The sequence below is a fragment of the Allosphingosinicella vermicomposti genome (genome assembly GCF_003012815.1).
Lineage (GTDB): Bacteria > Pseudomonadota > Alphaproteobacteria > Sphingomonadales > Sphingomonadaceae > Allosphingosinicella > Allosphingosinicella vermicomposti.
On record NZ_PXYJ01000004.1, the window covers coordinates 55,305 to 69,915 of the forward strand.

General features: G+C 62.9%; 14 protein-coding genes. 11 read left to right on the forward strand and 3 right to left on the reverse strand.

Annotated elements, in window-relative coordinates:
• The first annotated feature begins 32 nt into the window (after nucleotides 1–32).
• Nucleotides 33–1,094, forward strand: a complete 1,062-nt coding sequence (locus tag C7I56_RS11435; RefSeq protein WP_106640764.1) for a nitronate monooxygenase — start codon at nucleotides 33–35, stop codon at nucleotides 1,092–1,094.
• A gap of 23 nt (nucleotides 1,095–1,117) precedes the next feature.
• Complete coding sequence (locus tag C7I56_RS11440) at nucleotides 1,118–1,531, forward strand: putative quinol monooxygenase (RefSeq protein WP_245409702.1); 414 nt, start codon at nucleotides 1,118–1,120, stop codon at nucleotides 1,529–1,531.
• A gap of 125 nt (nucleotides 1,532–1,656) precedes the next feature.
• Here C7I56_RS11440 and C7I56_RS11445 read toward each other — a convergent pair whose 3' ends face one another.
• Complete coding sequence (locus C7I56_RS11445; RefSeq protein ID WP_106640766.1) at nucleotides 1,657–2,352, reverse strand: carboxypeptidase regulatory-like domain-containing protein; 696 nt, start codon at nucleotides 2,350–2,352, stop codon at nucleotides 1,657–1,659.
• A gap of 169 nt (nucleotides 2,353–2,521) precedes the next feature.
• Between C7I56_RS11445 and ptsP the strand changes: the two genes are divergently transcribed.
• The 5 genes from ptsP (at nucleotide 2,522) to tilS (ending at nucleotide 8,123) form a co-directional block, all read left to right on the forward strand.
• On the forward strand, nucleotides 2,522–4,798 hold the full coding sequence (gene ptsP, locus C7I56_RS11450) for a phosphoenolpyruvate--protein phosphotransferase (RefSeq protein WP_106640767.1): 2,277 nt from the start codon (nucleotides 2,522–2,524) through the stop codon (nucleotides 4,796–4,798).
• A 123-nt stretch (nucleotides 4,799–4,921) separates the two neighbouring features.
• The gene (locus C7I56_RS11455; RefSeq protein WP_106640768.1) at nucleotides 4,922–5,776 is read left to right on the forward strand and encodes a helix-turn-helix domain-containing protein; all 855 of its coding nucleotides are present in this window, start codon (nucleotides 4,922–4,924) and stop codon (nucleotides 5,774–5,776) included.
• 195 nt (nucleotides 5,777–5,971) lie between these two features.
• Nucleotides 5,972–6,811, forward strand: a complete 840-nt coding sequence (locus C7I56_RS11460; protein WP_106640769.1) for a tetratricopeptide repeat protein — start codon at nucleotides 5,972–5,974, stop codon at nucleotides 6,809–6,811.
• 22 nt (nucleotides 6,812–6,833) lie between these two features.
• A complete protein-coding gene (locus tag C7I56_RS11465) occupies nucleotides 6,834–6,956 on the forward strand; it encodes an entericidin A/B family lipoprotein (RefSeq protein WP_106640770.1) in 123 nt (40 codons plus the stop codon).
• Between the two features lie 171 nt (nucleotides 6,957–7,127).
• The gene (gene tilS, locus C7I56_RS11470) at nucleotides 7,128–8,123 is read left to right on the forward strand and encodes a tRNA lysidine(34) synthetase TilS (RefSeq protein ID WP_106640771.1); all 996 of its coding nucleotides are present in this window, start codon (nucleotides 7,128–7,130) and stop codon (nucleotides 8,121–8,123) included.
• Between the two features lie 68 nt (nucleotides 8,124–8,191).
• Here tilS and C7I56_RS11475 read toward each other — a convergent pair whose 3' ends face one another.
• Complete coding sequence (locus C7I56_RS11475; protein WP_158703112.1) at nucleotides 8,192–9,025, reverse strand: sensor histidine kinase; 834 nt, start codon at nucleotides 9,023–9,025, stop codon at nucleotides 8,192–8,194.
• Between C7I56_RS11475 and C7I56_RS12405 the strand changes: the two genes are divergently transcribed.
• Both C7I56_RS12405 and ftsH read left to right on the forward strand, forming a co-directional pair.
• Complete coding sequence (locus tag C7I56_RS12405; protein WP_158703113.1) at nucleotides 9,024–9,404, forward strand: hypothetical protein; 381 nt, start codon at nucleotides 9,024–9,026, stop codon at nucleotides 9,402–9,404. The two genes, C7I56_RS11475 and C7I56_RS12405, sit on opposite strands and share 2 nt — an antisense overlap.
• Before the next feature lie 40 nt (nucleotides 9,405–9,444).
• Nucleotides 9,445–11,394, forward strand: a complete 1,950-nt coding sequence (gene ftsH / locus C7I56_RS11480) for an ATP-dependent zinc metalloprotease FtsH (RefSeq protein WP_106640773.1) — start codon at nucleotides 9,445–9,447, stop codon at nucleotides 11,392–11,394.
• A 168-nt stretch (nucleotides 11,395–11,562) separates the two neighbouring features.
• On the opposite strand, the gene C7I56_RS11485 is transcribed toward ftsH, so the two are convergent.
• A complete protein-coding gene (locus tag C7I56_RS11485) occupies nucleotides 11,563–12,207 on the reverse strand; it encodes a hypothetical protein (RefSeq protein ID WP_106640774.1) in 645 nt (214 codons plus the stop codon).
• A gap of 251 nt (nucleotides 12,208–12,458) precedes the next feature.
• Between C7I56_RS11485 and C7I56_RS11490 the strand changes: the two genes are divergently transcribed.
• Entirely contained in the window at nucleotides 12,459–12,833 is a 375-nt protein-coding gene (locus C7I56_RS11490; RefSeq protein WP_106640775.1) for a BlaI/MecI/CopY family transcriptional regulator, read from the forward strand.
• Nucleotides 12,830–14,476 (forward strand): M56 family metallopeptidase, encoded by a 1,647-nt coding sequence (locus tag C7I56_RS11495; protein ID WP_106640776.1) that lies wholly within the window; start codon nucleotides 12,830–12,832, stop codon nucleotides 14,474–14,476. Before C7I56_RS11490 ends, C7I56_RS11495 begins: the two co-directional genes overlap by 4 nt.
• Nucleotides 14,477–14,611 lie beyond the last annotated feature (135 nt).

Sequence of the window (14,611 nt, forward strand, 5' to 3'; positions counted from 1 at the left end):
GGAGGGGTGATGCCGATGAAGGACACCGCCCTATGACGAACACCACCCCCACCCCACCCTCCCCCATCGAGGGGGAGGGCTATTCGAAACTCGCCGAACTCATGCAGCGCGGCGCCGATTTCCTTGGCGCCGAGGTGGCCATCATGGGCGGCGCGATGAGCTGGGTATCCGAAAGGAACCTCGTGTCCGCCATCTCCAATGCGGGCGGCTTCGGCGTGATCGCATGCGGCGCCATGACGCCTGAACTTCTCGACACCGAGATCGCGGAAACGAAGAAGCGCACGGACAAGCCCTTCGGCGTCAACCTCATCACGATGCACCCGCAGCTTTCCGAGCTGATCGACGTGTGCGGCAAGCATGGGGTCGGCCATGTCGTCCTCGCGGGCGGCCTGCCGCCGGGCGGTGCGATGGAGAAGATCAAGGCGACGGGCGCCAAGGTGATCTGCTTCGCCCCTGCCCTCGCGCTTGCCAAGAAGTTGGTGCGCTCCGGCGTTGATGCACTGGTCATCGAGGGCATGGAAGCGGGCGGCCATATCGGCCCGGTTTCGACCTCCGTCCTTGCCCAGGAAATCCTGCCCGAAGTCGCGGCCGACATTCCGGTTTTCGTTGCAGGCGGCATCGGACGCGGCGAAGCGATGGCCGGTTATCTCGAAATGGGCGCGGCGGGCGTGCAGCTCGGCACCCGCTTTGTCTGCGCGACCGAGTGCATCGCCCATCCCAATTTCAAGAAGGCGTTCATCCGCGCTTCGGCCCGCGACGCGGTGACGAGCGTGCAGATCGATCCGCGCCTGCCGGTCATCCCGGTCCGAGCCTTGAAGAACAAGGAAACCGAAGCCTTCGCCGCAAAGCAGCGCGAAGTCGCCAACCGCCTCGACACCGGCGAGATCGAAATGGCCGAAGCCCAGCTTCAGATTGAACATTATTGGGCAGGTGCCCTCCGCCGCGCGGTGATCGACGGCGATGTCGAAAGCGGCTCCATCATGGCCGGTCAATCGGTCGGCATGGTGAAGGATGAACGGCCTGTCGCCGATATCATCGCGACACTGATGGAGGAAGCCGCGCAGGCGCTTGAACGGCGATCGATCGCCGCCTAGCATCGCCCGTGAAAGGCCAGCCGATGATGGGCCCAGACAGGCCGGATACGCGATTTGAACGCCGCACCCTCCTCGCCGGGTTGGCGGCGGCAAGCCTCGTTCCCGCCTTTCCGGCCGTGGCCGGAGAAAGGACAGCCATGTACGGTTTTATCGGGAAGATGCGCGCAACGCCCGGCCAACGGGACGCCCTTATTGCCATTCTGTTGGAGGGCACCGGAGAAATGCCCGGCTGCCTTTCCTATATCGTCGCCCGCGATCCCACTGATCCGGACGCGGTCTGGGTCACCGAAGTGTGGGACGACGCGGGAAGCCACAAGGCTTCCCTTTCACTACCCGCCGTTCAGGCCGCAATCGCGAAGGGACGCCCACTGATCGCCGGTTTCGACAGCAGCGTGCCGACGGAGCCGGTCGGCGGCTGGGGACTGCAACGGGCCTGATTTTTTGGACGCGCATTGACGAGGCTAGGCCGGGACGCTGCCTTCGCGGCTAAGCAACGCGAAGTTGCCAACGGTCTACGCCTACAAAGAAGGGCGGCTCCCGGTTGAGGGCCGCCCTTCCTCTTTTAGCGTACTTCGATCTGGAGTTCGTGAAGCCCCGTCAGGATTTCCTTGAAGCCAGCCGTTACCGAGGCGCCGAAATTGCCCTCGTCACGCCGCCGGATTTTGAGCGGCCTGCCATTGATCGACGCCGTAATCCGGTAGGTATTGAGCGGCACGCCCTTGACCGCCGGGCCGTCAGGAGTCCGCGTCACCTGCTTGGTCAACGACGCGCCGCCGCTTACAGGCTGAAGCGTGAGCTGAATGTCGGTTTCCTCAAGCATCGAATCCCAAGGCTGGAAAACGAGGACGTTACCGCCGTAATGAGTTCCATCGGCCCTCTGGCCGCTCAGCTTAAGGGAGAAGTTCCGGACAGCGCCGTCGTTCGAAGCGAAGGAGTCCGGATTTTCCGGCGCCAGATCCATTTCGGTCACCTGACCGCCGACCTTCACCTTGGCGGTGGCACTGACGCTGTAGCTGGCATGCGCGCGGGGCAGCTGGATGCGATAGCGGCCGTCGGGACCGGTGCGGCCCGTGACGTAGGACGCGGAAAGCCATTCATTATCGGCGACGATTTCGACGCCCGCCATGGGCTTGCCGTTTTCATCGACGACGCGCCCCTTGACGACGAAGCGCTCGACCGACTGAGCCTGGCTCGGCTCCGAGCAGCCAGCGCCGAACAGGACGGCTAGGCTGAGCATGAGGGTGGAAAAAAGACGCATAATAGAATTCCGCTCGACGTTAAGATCTTTCGCCTAGGCCTCTCCGCTAAGGCTCTGTTGAAAAAGTCGACGAGCCTGCAATAGGATCGACGAAACCCTGTCTGAGCCGCATCCAACCCGGCCCGAATGCCCGTGGAACGCCACCGGCTTTTCTGTTAGCGGATCCTGCATGCCCACCTCCTCCGCCTCCTCCGCCCGCGAAATCCTGACCGGCCTTCATGAAGTGATGGCCTCCAAGGCCGCGGCACAGGCGAAGCTGAACAAGGTGGTGAAGATTATCGCCGAAGCGATGCGGAGCGAGGTCTGCTCCATCTATCTGCTTCGCGACGGGGTGCTGGAACTATACGCCACGGTCGGCTTGAAGCAGGACGCGGTTCACGTCACCAAGCTTGCCTTGGGTGAGGGCCTGGTCGGCACGATCGCCGAAGATGTCGCAATCCTCAACCTGGACGAGGCAACGCGCCATCCCGAATTCGCCTACCGGCCCGAAACCGGCGAGGAAGTGTTTCACAGCTTCGCGGGCGTTCCCATCGTACGGCGCGAGCGGGCGATCGGCGTCCTCGCCGTCCAGCATGCCGAAAGCCGCGCTTATGACGATGTCGAGATCGAAGCGCTGCAAACCGTCGCGATGGTGCTGTCCGAGCTGATCGCCAATGCGGGGCTTGCCGACCGCGCGACGACGGCGGCGGACAAAGCCAGGGATTCCGGCGCGATCCGCCTTCAGGGCCTGAAGCTCGTTTCCGGCATGGCGCGCGGCACCGCCGTCTTCCACCAGCCCCGCATCCTGATTGAGCATACAGTCGCCGAGGATACGGAAGCCGAGCGCCAGCGTGTCTATTCCGCTTTCCGCAAGATGCGCGAGCAGATCGACCAGATGACGTCCCAAGCCGAATTCGGCACGGCGGGCGAGCATCAGGAGATCCTCGAAACCTACAAGATGTTCGCCTATGACGAAGGCTGGTCGCGGCGCATCAATGAGGCGATCGACAGCGGCCTGACCGCCGAAGCCGCGATCGAACGGGTCCAGCAACGCACCCGCATGCGCATGCGCGAAATCGACGATCCTTTGCTTGCAGAGCGGATGCACGATCTAGACGACCTGGCGAACCGCCTCCTGCGTATCGTATCCGGGCGCCTCGGCACGGCGGCGCAAATGGGCCTGCAGCAGGACGCCATCCTCATCGCCCGCAATCTCGGCCCAGCCGAATTGCTCGAATATGACAAACGCCGCCTGAAGGGCGTGATTCTGGAGGAAGGGTCGCTCACTGCCCATGTCACTATCGTCGCGCGCGCCATGGGCGTGCCGATGCTGGGCCGCGTCCGCAACATCCGCCAGGCGATTTCCGAGGGCGACGAGATTCTGCTCGACACGGGCGAGGGCGCCGCTTTCGTCCGCCCGAGCACCGCGCTCGACGATGCGTTCGAAGCGAAGTTGCTCGCCGGTCAGAGGCGTCGCGCCGAATATGCGGCCCTTCGCGACCTTCCGCCGGTAACGAAAGACGGAACGCGCGTCTCGGTCATGGTGAATGCGGGCCTTCGCGACGATGTCGCCGCGCTCGATGTCACCGGCGCGGACGGCATCGGCCTTTTCCGCACCGAATTCCAGTTCCTCGTCTCGGCGACCCTGCCGCGCCGCGAGAGCCAGCAGCGCCTCTACAAATCGGTGATCGACGCGGCGGGCGACCGGCCCGTCATCTTCCGCACCATTGACATCGGCGGCGACAAGGCCCTGCCCTACCTCAAGGTCGAGGATCATGAGGATGAGGAAAATCCCGCCATGGGCTGGCGCGCGCTCCGCCTCGCCCTTGACCGCGACGGCCTGATGAAAGCGCAGGCCCGCGCGCTCCTCGAAGCATCGGCGGGCCGCGAGCTCAATGTCATGTTCCCGATGGTGTCGGAACCGTGGGAATTTGACGAAGCCCGCAATCTTGTCGAGGGTCAGCGCCAATGGCTTGCCGAGCGCAAGAAGCCGCTTCCCCGCGCGATCCGCTATGGCGCCATGCTGGAGGTGCCCGCGCTTGCCGAAACGCTCGACCTGCTTTTGCCCAAGCTCGATTTCCTGTCGATCGGCACGAACGATCTCACCCAATTCCTGTTTGCCGCCGACCGCGCGCATCCCAAGCTCGCCGAACGTTACGACTGGTTGAGCCCCGCCATCCTTCGCTTCCTGCGCCGCGTCGTGCGCATGGCGAACAGCCACGGCGTGCCCGTCGGCATTTGCGGCGAAATGGGCGGGCGGCCGCTCGAGGCCATGGCACTGATCGGCCTTGGCCTGCGCCGCCTGTCGATCACGCCGATTGCGGTAGGGCAGATCAAGGCGATGATCCGGTCCACGGATTTGTCCGTTTTGGCACCTGCCGTGAATACCCTGCTCGATGCGCCGCCCGCCGACATGCGCGCGGAATTGACCGCATTGGCGGAACAGCAGGGCGTTATTCTGGGTTAATTATCCAAGTTGACGTTTTGTTCTCGCGAAATTCGCGTTTCAGGCCGTGCGCCGGTTGACAAGCTTGCTTCGCTGCTATGTCATGATTTACGCCTTTAGCGGGCGAAAAGGGGCATTTTATCGATGGTGGAAACGGAAGAAGTCGCGGGATCGGTCAATCCCATTGGCGACCGGCTGAAGGCGGCGCGCGAGGCCAAGGGGATCAGTCTCGACGATCTTGCCGCACAAACCCGTATTCCGATTCGTCATCTCGAACATATCGAACAGGGATCATGGGACGCGCTTCCCGCCATCACCTATAGCGTTGGATTTGCGCGAACCTATGCCAATGCCGTGGGCCTTGATGGCAATGCTATCGGCGCAGAGCTCCGCGAAGAATTGGGCGCGACCCGGACCGAGCCGGCTGCCGCGGTTCATTACGAGCCCGCCGATCCAGCGCGGGTGCCGCCAAAATCCCTGGCCCTGATCCTCGCGGTCGTCGCCATCATTCTCGTCGCCGCCTATCTCATCTGGCGGTCGGGCGCGATTGACGGCACCGGGGTCGATGAAAGCCAGCTTTCCGGCGTCGAAACCGCTGTGCCCGCCGAACAAAATGTTCAGGCGCCGGTGCAAGCAGCCCCAACCCAGTCCGCGCAGCCGAGCGGACCGGTTGTTCTCACCGCGACGGAAGAAGTGTGGCTCCGCGTTTATGAAGCAGGGGGCGCGCGTCTTTATGAAGCGACGATGCAGCCTGGCCAGACCTATGAGGTGCCCGCCACCGCGACACGCCCGCAAATCCTGACCGGAAAGCCCCAGGCCGTGAAGGTCACGATCGGCGGCACCGAGGTTCCGCCGCTCGGAGAGCCGGAGCGGACGATTTCGGACGTGAGCCTGCTCGCAGCCGATCTCATTGCGCGCGACACTCCGCCCGCAGCGACCGATCCGGCGGGACAAGGTGCCAATCCGGCTGTTCCGGCTGCAGGGCCAAACGGACTTTAAAGCCTCGATCATTCGTCAGCGGTCGCCGAAACGCGACGCCCATTCATCCCGCCCGTTCGGCTCTGTGTTGCATTATGTGCGGGTGAACCGAGGGGTGTTGTAGTTTACCCGCGCGCAAATCGAACGCTTCAGGCTGGCGACAGCATTCGCGCATGATATACGAGGGCGCACGTCAGTTTTTCGCGGGGTCGTTTCATGCGTTTTCCAGTCCTTATCGCCGTCCTGATGGCGGGCATATCCGTGCCTGCTTCCGCCCAGTCCGATCTCGGCCGCCGTGTCGACCGGCTTGAGCGCGACCTGCGGGCGGTTCAGACCAAGGTTTTCCCGAACGGCAATGTCATCCAGCCGGAAATCGTCGCGCCGCAGGATCAGGCGCTGCCCGGCGTACCCGCAACCTCCGCCATGTCCGATCTCACCGCCCGCGTGGATGCGATGGAGGGGCAGCTCGCCACGCTGACCGGGCAGGTTGAAGAAAGCAACAATCGGGTCCGCCAGCTCGAAGATGCCTTCAATCGCTACAAGGCCGATATCGAGGCGCGCCTCGCCGCGCCGCCGCCCGCACCTGAGCCGACGCCCGCGACCGAGGGGCCAGCAGCCCAGCCGCAATCGCCGTCCGCCTCTGCTGCGACGCCGAACGCCGATCCGGGCGAGGAAGCTTATCTTGTCGGCTATCGCTATTGGAATGAAGGTAAATTTGCCCAAGCGCAGACGGCGCTTGAAGCGATGGTGAAGAAATATCCCAAACATGCCCGGACAAGCTATGGCCAGAACCTGCTCGGCCGCGCCTATCTCGACGACGGCAAGCCCGCGACGGCGGCCAAGGTGTTCCTTTCCAACTACCAGACCAATCCGAAGGGCGATCGCGCCGCCGACAGCCTGTATTTTCTGGGACAGGCGCTCGCCACGCTCAAGAAGCCAGCCGAAGCCTGCAAGGTTTATGACGAGCTCGCCGACGTCTATCCCAACATGCGCGATTGGTTGAAGCAGCGCCTGCCGGATGCCCGCAAAGCCGCCAAGTGCGCCACCTCTCTGTAAAAAAAACCAAAGGACAAACCTGATGATCCGCAAGATGACCCTGACCCTCGGCCTCGCTTTTGCTCTGGCCGCCTGCAACACCGTCGCCGGGATCGGCGAGGATGTGCAGTCGGTTGGCGAAACCGTTACCGACGTCGCGAACTGATCGTTCGTCATCCACCGTTCGTGCTGAGCCTGTCGAAGCCCGGCCTTTCCTTTGCGACCCAGGGGGAAAGACAGAGCCTTCGGCAAGCTCAAGCCGAACGGACTAGGGATCGTACTCAATTAGGGAGCGGCCGCCCTTCGCGCTTGTAGCGAACCTGTCTATGACGGCAGCATGACCCCGTTCGCTCTCAACCCCGATCAAATCGCGCGTTTCCGCGATGATGTTACGCGCCTTGAAGGGGCCAGCACCCCGATCGGCCTCGCCGTCTCGGGCGGCCCGGACAGCCTTGCCCTCCTCCTCCTCGCTCATGCCGCCTTCCCCGGCAAAATCGCGGCCGCCACTGTCGATCACCAACTTCGCCCTGAAGCAGCGGACGAGGCGCGGCATGTCGCCCGCATTTGCGAAAGTCTCGGCTGCCCGCACGCCATCCTGACCGTAACGGTCGCCAATCGCGGCGCGGGGCTTCAGGGTGATGCGCGAGCAGCGCGGTATGCGGCACTGACGGAGTGGGCGAAGGCCTCGGAGATCAGGACTCTCGCCACCGCCCACCACGCCGACGATCAGGCCGAGACGATCCTGATGCGCCTTCAACGGGGCGCCGGGATTGCAGGCTTGTCAGGCATCCGCCCCTTTCGATTGGACGGAGCTTTACGGATCGTTCGCCCGCTTCTTGGCTGGACGAAGGCCGAACTCGTCGACCTCGTCGCGCGGCACGGCATTACGGCGATTGACGATCCATCCAACCGTGATCCCCGCTTCGACCGCGCCCGGATGCGCGCTTTCCTTGCCGCCAACCCCGAACTCGAGCCCGCCCGCCTTACCCGCAGCGCGGCAGCCTTGCGCGAAGCCGATGAGGCGCTCGATTGGGCGAGCGATGCCGCGTGGAACCGCCAGGCGTGGCAGGAGGGCGAGGCCTGGCTTCTGGACGTCACCCATCTCCCCCGCGCGATCCGGCGGCGGCTGGCGTCACGCGCTTTGTCCCGCCTTCACGCCGACCATGCTCTCGAAACAAGCTGGCAGGGATCGGAAGATGTGGAAGGCCTGCTGACCGCCCTCGAGGCCGGATCCAAAGTGACTTATTCTGGGGTCATGGCATCTGGGGGTGCCATCTGGCGTTTTGAGCCTGCTCCGCCGAGGAAACGCAAGATCTTAGTCATACACCGCTAGGGCTGAGCTTGTCGAAGCCCGTTCCAGCTGGAACCGTCCTTCGACAGGCTCAGGACTAGCGGGGAATCTCACGGTTGGAAGACATTCTCCAACGGTGCGAACGGCAACCAAATCTCGGCTCTATATCCCTCCGCGAGCGGCTCCGTCGCCAACCCCGCATCCGCGCCATAAGCCAGCGCCAGCCGCTTGCGGATATTGTCAAGGCCCACACCCCGGCTCGTCACATTCATGGTGGGAGGGTCATGCGCTGCATCCTCCCCAATCCGCCGATTGATCACGCTGATCCGCAACTGTTCCCCGTCGCGGCCGCAATCGATCGTGATGCGCACCGGCGCGCGCGCGGGAATCACGCCATATTTGACCGCATTCTCCACCAAAGGCTGAAGAATGAAATTTGGCACAGCCGCGTCTGTCAATGCGTCCGGCATTGTGATCTCCACATCTAGCCGGTCGCCACTTCGTACCTGCTCGATACGCAGATAGGCTTCAGCGGTCGCGAGCTCTTCTTCCAGCGATATCAGCGCGGTTGGGTCGGATGTTAGCGATTGGCGGAGGAAATCGGTCAGCCGCGACGTCACCTCCTCGGCCTCCCGCAGCCTGCCGGTCCCGATCAGGCTGGTGATTGCGCCCAGGGCATTCACCATGAAATGGGGATTGAGCTGCAGGCGCAAGGCCGCCGCCTCCGAAGCGCTCGCCCGCACGGCATTGATCCGGGACACATCGTAAAGGCCGAGCGCCCACAACAAGGTGAAGGCAAGGCCGAATAGCCAGAGGTAGATGAAACCCGCCGTCACGAAGCGCATCGGCGCCAAATTGGTGGCCCAGAATTGCCAGTCCGGAAAGAGCGTGAGTGAAAGCCACCGATAATAATAGAGGTCGATCACCGTCTGGACGCTTGTCATGCCAAAGATCGCGGCGATGGTGAGCAGCCAGCCCAAAACCGGCGAAAACCTCTGCAGCGTCAATCTTAATCGTGTCAAAACAAGAGTTAAGGCGACACCGAGCATAAAAAGAGGCGTCGATGCGGGCACCGATTCAAATATGCTGGCCCGTCCGCCAATGGCTGCGGAAATATCGGCGAGAAAGATCGCGAAGCCCCATATGATGGTGGCGGCTCGAAATGCGGCGGTGTGCGGCCTTAATAAAGGGGATAGCCAGCGATTACTTTTGCTCACCCTGAACAAAAGGGCGATCCGGGCTAAAGTTCCACGGCATAAGACCCATTCTTCCACATGCCCATCAACCTTCCATTCACCTCTTCTCGCGCATTGTGCTCCCTGATGAAATGCCTATCTATGAGGCGAAAGGTAGACGCCATCTCATGAACGACGACAAGCAGCCGCCCCAGCCACAGGGCAATCCCTGGATGAAGAATGTGATGATCTGGGCGGGCATCCTGCTCGCGGTTCTCTTCTTCGTGCAGGTGGCGGGCGGCGGACGCCAGCCCGCGGGGACGAGCCTTGGCTATTCCGACTTCCTGACCAAGGTTGAGGATGGCAGCGTTAAAGAGGCCGTCATCACGCAGGAATATATCACCGGCAAGCTCGCGGACGGGCAGAGTTTCCGCACCTATGCGCCGCAGGATCCGCAGCTGATTGATCGCCTGAAGGAGCGCGGCATTTCCTTCTCGGCAGAACCTGAACCGCAGACCAGCCTTTGGCTCATCCTCCTTTACCAGTCGCTTCCGTTCATCCTGATGATCGGCATCGCCATCTTCGTGATGCGCCAGATGCAGAAAAATGCGGGATCGGGCGCGATGGGCTTCGGCAAGTCCAAGGCCAAGATGCTCACCGAAAAACATGGCCGCGTGACGTTCGACGATGTCGCGGGCATCGATGAAGCGCGCGAGGAATTGCAGGAAATCGTCGACTTCCTGAAGGATCCGTCCAAATTCGCCCGCCTCGGCGGCAAGATCCCGAAGGGCGCCCTGCTCGTCGGCTCGCCCGGCACCGGCAAGACCTTGCTCGCCCGCGCGATTGCGGGTGAAGCGAACGTGCCTTTCTTCACCATTTCGGGCTCCGACTTCGTCGAAATGTTCGTCGGCGTCGGCGCCAGCCGCGTGCGCGACATGTTCGAGCAGGCGAAGAAGAATGCGCCTTGCATCGTTTTCATCGACGAAATCGACGCGGTCGGCCGCCATCGCGGCGCGGGTCTCGGCAACGGCAATGACGAGCGCGAACAGACGTTGAACCAGCTCCTGGTCGAGATGGACGGCTTTGAGGCGAATGAAGGCATCATCATCATTGCCGCGACCAACCGCCCCGACGTGCTCGATCCCGCGCTCCTTCGCCCCGGCCGCTTCGACCGTCAGGTCGTCGTGCCGCGCCCGGATATCGAAGGCCGCGAGAAGATCCTGGCGGTTCACGTCAAGAAGCTGCCGCTGGCGCCCGATGTCGACATCCGCACCATCGCGCGCGGCACGCCGGGTTTCTCGGGCGCCGATCTTGCCAACCTCGCTAACGAAGCCGCCCTCCTTGCCGCGCGCAAGGGCAAGCGTCTCGTCGCGATGCTGGAGTTTGAAGAGGCCAAGGACAAGGTGATGATGGGCGCGGAACGCCGCTCCATGGTCATGACCGAGGATGAGAAAAAGGCGACCGCTTATCATGAAGCCGGTCACGCCCTTGTTTCGCTTCACGTGCCGGGTTGCGATCCGCTGCACAAGGTGACGATCATTCCGCGTGGGCGCGCGCTTGGCGTCACCTGGAACCTGCCGGAACGCGACCGCTTCAGCATGAACATGAAGCAGATGAAAGCGCGGCTCGCCCTCGCCTTTGGCGGCCGCATTGCCGAGCAGCTCATCTATGGTGATGACGAGCTCAACACCGGCGCGTCCAACGACATCCAGCAGGCGACCGATATGGCCCGCTCGATGGTGATGGAATATGGCATGAGCGAAAAGCTCGGCTGGCTGCGTTACCGCGACAATCAGGACGAGGTGTTCCTCGGCCATTCGGTGTCGCGTGCTCAGCATATGTCCGAACAGACCGCGCGCCTCATCGACGAGGAAGTTCGCCGCCTGGTCGAGGAGGGCGAGGCCACTGCCCGCAAGGTGCTGACCGACAATCTCGACGAGCTCCACAGCCTCACCGCGGCCCTCCTCGAATATGAAACCCTGTCTGGCGAGGAGGCGAAGCGGGCGATCAAGGGCGAGGATATCGGTCGCGAAGATCCGAAGAACCGCCGTCCGGCTTTGCCCACCGCTGGTTCCTCAATCCCCACCACCCGCCGCCCGCGCGGCGGCCTGGGCGACCCGGCGCCGCAGGGGGCTTAAGCCATAGAATCTCTTTCATGACCGGAGAAAGCAAAGGCGCTCGCGGATAGATTCTGCGAGCGCCTTCGTTATTTTTGAGTCGGACAGCGCTCGAAGCACTGCACTTATCCCAACAAACCAAATCGTAAAATGACCGCCAACGCCAGCGCGATGAGCCCATTTCACGAATTACATTTTGTCGAGCGCGTCGCGATGCCGTGGAAGCAATGCTTTGCCCTCCTGCAAGTAATTCACCATCACTTGGATATCGCCCGCTTCCTGACGTGAGATGTCGCGATCGGCCAATGCTCTAAAAAGCTCCTGGAAATCGGCATATTGGATGATGGGCCCAAGATGGTAATTGTCTTCGGTCGCACTGGGCTGGCGCGGGCCGTTCGCACAATACATCAGAACTGGCGCGAAGAAGCGTTCGCCCGCCGGAACTTCGATGGCAATCTTTTGAACAAGAATGCCATTTTGCGTCTTCGTGCTCTGGGAAATGAACATGAGCCCGGGCGGCAGCGTTAGCGTGATGGGCTTGCTGGTCGTGTTTTGCAGGATAAGGCAGAGTTGGACCAAATCCCCGTGTCCGTAGGAGCGATCCCGATATTTGTCGTCGCACTTGAACGGGTCTTCTGACGAGTAGCCATGAATAGGCTCTTCGAGTTCCAGCCCCTCCGGCAGCGAGAAAGGCATGCCGACAGGCGCCGCCGTTGACTTATACAAGCCAGGCCGAGGCTGTTTCGTCGGCGCCGCCATTGCAGTCGTGCCAGCAGCACCTCCGCTCACGACCAGCATGGATGCAATCAGTAATTTGACGATGCGCTTCATCATTCCCCCTTAGGCGGCGGATGCACGCCCCGTGACAATCTAGCCGTTTGTATTCTTCATGAAGCGGCGAACAATGCGCCTGCGACAAAGGCTTGCTGCCTGCGACGAATGCTTTTCTTATGGCGGCGATGGTCACCGTCACGAGCTTGCAGTGTGCGATTGCGCAACATCCATCATCCTCACACTGGTTATTAAAAGACGCTTGCCAATCTGCCACAATGGTAGCATGTTACATCCGTAACAGGAGTTTTGGCATGATCGAGTCGTTGCCGCGCCGGGAGCGTGAAATCTTTGAAACCCTCTGCCGTCTGGGCGAAGGCACGGCCACGCAGATCCGGGAGGCGATGGACGATGCGCCGAGCCATAGCGCGGTGCGCACGATGCTGACCCGGCTTGAGGCCAAGGGCGCCGTCACGCACCGGGTCGAGGATCAGGCCTATGTCTACCGCAGCGTGCCGCAGGCGGCGAAGGTGCGGGACTCGGCGCTGAGCCAGGTGGTGAAGAATTTCTTCGGCGGTTCGGCGGCGAGCGCGGCGACGGCCCTGCTCGGCCTTACCAAACAGATGGATGCGGATGAACTCGACGCCCTGCAAAAGGCGATCGACGCAGCGAAGGAGCGGCAGAAATGAGCTTCGAATTCCTGATCGAAATGGGCTGGAAATCGGCCCTCGTCGCGGTGCTGGCGCTCGGCGTCGGCCTCGCCCTCAAATCCCGCTCGGCGGAGGATCGCGCCGCGATGCTGCGCCTTGCCGTCGGGCTCATCCTGCTCCTCCCCTTGATATCTTTACTCGCCCCCGGGTTGGAGATCCAGAATCCGCTGCCCACCCAGCCGTCCGCGCAAGTGGCTTATGACATGACCGTGGCATCCGCGAACCTCCCGGCAACGCCCGCCGTGCAGGCCGCGCCCGCAGCCGCGAATGACATGCCCCCTCTCCTCGCCGATCCCGAATGGCTTGTGCTCGGCCTCTACCTTGTCGGGCTGCTCGCACTCGGGCTGCGCCTGTTCAGCGGCTATGTCACGCTCCAGCGCTGGACCTGGGCCGCCGAAGAGGTGGTTTCGCCCGTCTGGCGCAAGGCGCTGGAAAGCGCACGCATAGTCGCTGGCGACAGGCGCGGCACGCGACTGCTGCTTTCCGACAGCGTGCCCGCGCCTCTCTCCTGGGGCTGGGCGCAGCCGGTGATCCTGATCGATCAGGAAACTTTTGCGCGGCCCGAAGATGCCGACGCGGTTCTTGCCCACGAATTGGCGCACGTCGTGCGCGGCGATTGGGTCGCCCTAATGCTCTCCCGCCTCGCCGTTGCATTCTTCTGGTTCAACCCGCTCGTCTGGTGGCTCGACCGCGAGATGATCCAGCAGTCGGAGGAAGCCGCCGACGCCAAGGCTGTCGCCGACGTCGAGCCCGCTCATTATGCCCAGACGCTGATGAGCTGCATCATGCACAGCCGCAGCGGCATGGTGCCGGCGAACAGCATCCGCCCGTCGCGCAATGGCCTTTCCCGCCGCATCTATGCGGTGCTCGATGGCCGGGAGCGGGCTATCCGTTCAGGATCGCGCTGGACGCTCGCCGCGATGATCGGCTGTGCCGCCTTCGCCGCGCCGCTCGCCGCGCTGGAACTGACCGCGCCGGAGCCGCCCGAGGCGCCGGACGCGGCCAGTGCATCGCGCACGGTCACCATCGTCACTCACGATGGCCACGCCATCCCGCCTCTTCCGCCCATTCCGCCGGTCTTCGACAAGGATAGCGAGGCCGCGATCAAACGCGCCGATGCCGAAGCGCGCAAGGCGGATGCGAAGGTCCGTATCGTGATGAAGGATCTCGACAAGAATCTCGCCCATTCGATTCAGGCCGAGGTTCAAGCGGCGACCGCAGCTGCTTTGGCTGAAGGCGCAAGAGCCCGCGCCGATGCCGCCAACCACCGCCAGATCGCCATGGCGCAGGCTGCAGCGCATGGCGAGGCGGCCAGCGCCCGGGCCATCGCCGCGACCGCGCAAGCGGCTGCGCGCAAAGGGCTGGCCGAAGGGGCCAAGGGCATGGAGCAAGGCGCGCGCGACCTCGACAACGGCGCTCGCAACCTTCGCCGCGAGGCCGATCGCCTGCGCAGCGCTTCCTATCGTGAGGATCATATCGCCAAAGCCCGCCGCGATGGCCACACGGTTACCCATCAGGAACTGATCGACGCCATCCCCAAGATGCGCGAGGGCGCCGAGCGGATGGAAGACAGCGCGGACACCATGCGCCGCCAGGCCCGCGATATGCGCGAGGGGCGCTGAGCGGATGGCATTGCCACCAGCCAGGAGACCCCCACCCCGCTAGTCCTGGTTGAATAACTTCACTCAAGGCCGATCACTGCTCACCCAACCCGACCAAAATAGACTGGATCGTTTCGGACCGAAGGCGCGTTTCTC

Excerpts from the sequence above, each read along its gene's own strand:
- C7I56_RS11445 (WP_106640766.1), bottom strand. The coding sequence starts at position 2,352 with ATGCGTCTTTTTTCCACCCTCATGCTCAGCCTAGCCGTCCTGTTCGGC.
- C7I56_RS11490 (WP_106640775.1), top strand. The coding sequence starts at position 12,459 with ATGATCGAGTCGTTGCCGCGCCGGGAGCGTGAAATCTTTGAAACCCTC.
- C7I56_RS11460 (WP_106640769.1), top strand. The coding sequence starts at position 5,972 with ATGCGTTTTCCAGTCCTTATCGCCGTCCTGATGGCGGGCATATCCGTG.
- ftsH (WP_106640773.1), top strand. The coding sequence starts at position 9,445 with ATGAACGACGACAAGCAGCCGCCCCAGCCACAGGGCAATCCCTGGATG.
- C7I56_RS11435 (WP_106640764.1), top strand. The coding sequence starts at position 33 with ATGACGAACACCACCCCCACCCCACCCTCCCCCATCGAGGGGGAGGGC.
- C7I56_RS11440 (WP_245409702.1), top strand. The coding sequence starts at position 1,118 with ATGATGGGCCCAGACAGGCCGGATACGCGATTTGAACGCCGCACCCTC.
- C7I56_RS11455 (WP_106640768.1), top strand. The coding sequence starts at position 4,922 with ATGGTGGAAACGGAAGAAGTCGCGGGATCGGTCAATCCCATTGGCGAC.
- ptsP (WP_106640767.1), top strand. The coding sequence starts at position 2,522 with ATGCCCACCTCCTCCGCCTCCTCCGCCCGCGAAATCCTGACCGGCCTT.
- C7I56_RS11485 (WP_106640774.1), bottom strand. The coding sequence starts at position 12,207 with ATGATGAAGCGCATCGTCAAATTACTGATTGCATCCATGCTGGTCGTG.
- tilS (WP_106640771.1), top strand. The coding sequence starts at position 7,128 with ATGACCCCGTTCGCTCTCAACCCCGATCAAATCGCGCGTTTCCGCGAT.
- C7I56_RS12405 (WP_158703113.1), top strand. The coding sequence starts at position 9,024 with ATGCCAAAGATCGCGGCGATGGTGAGCAGCCAGCCCAAAACCGGCGAA.
- C7I56_RS11495 (WP_106640776.1), top strand. The coding sequence starts at position 12,830 with ATGAGCTTCGAATTCCTGATCGAAATGGGCTGGAAATCGGCCCTCGTC.
- C7I56_RS11475 (WP_158703112.1), bottom strand. The coding sequence starts at position 9,025 with ATGACAAGCGTCCAGACGGTGATCGACCTCTATTATTATCGGTGGCTT.
- C7I56_RS11465 (WP_106640770.1), top strand. The coding sequence starts at position 6,834 with ATGATCCGCAAGATGACCCTGACCCTCGGCCTCGCTTTTGCTCTGGCC.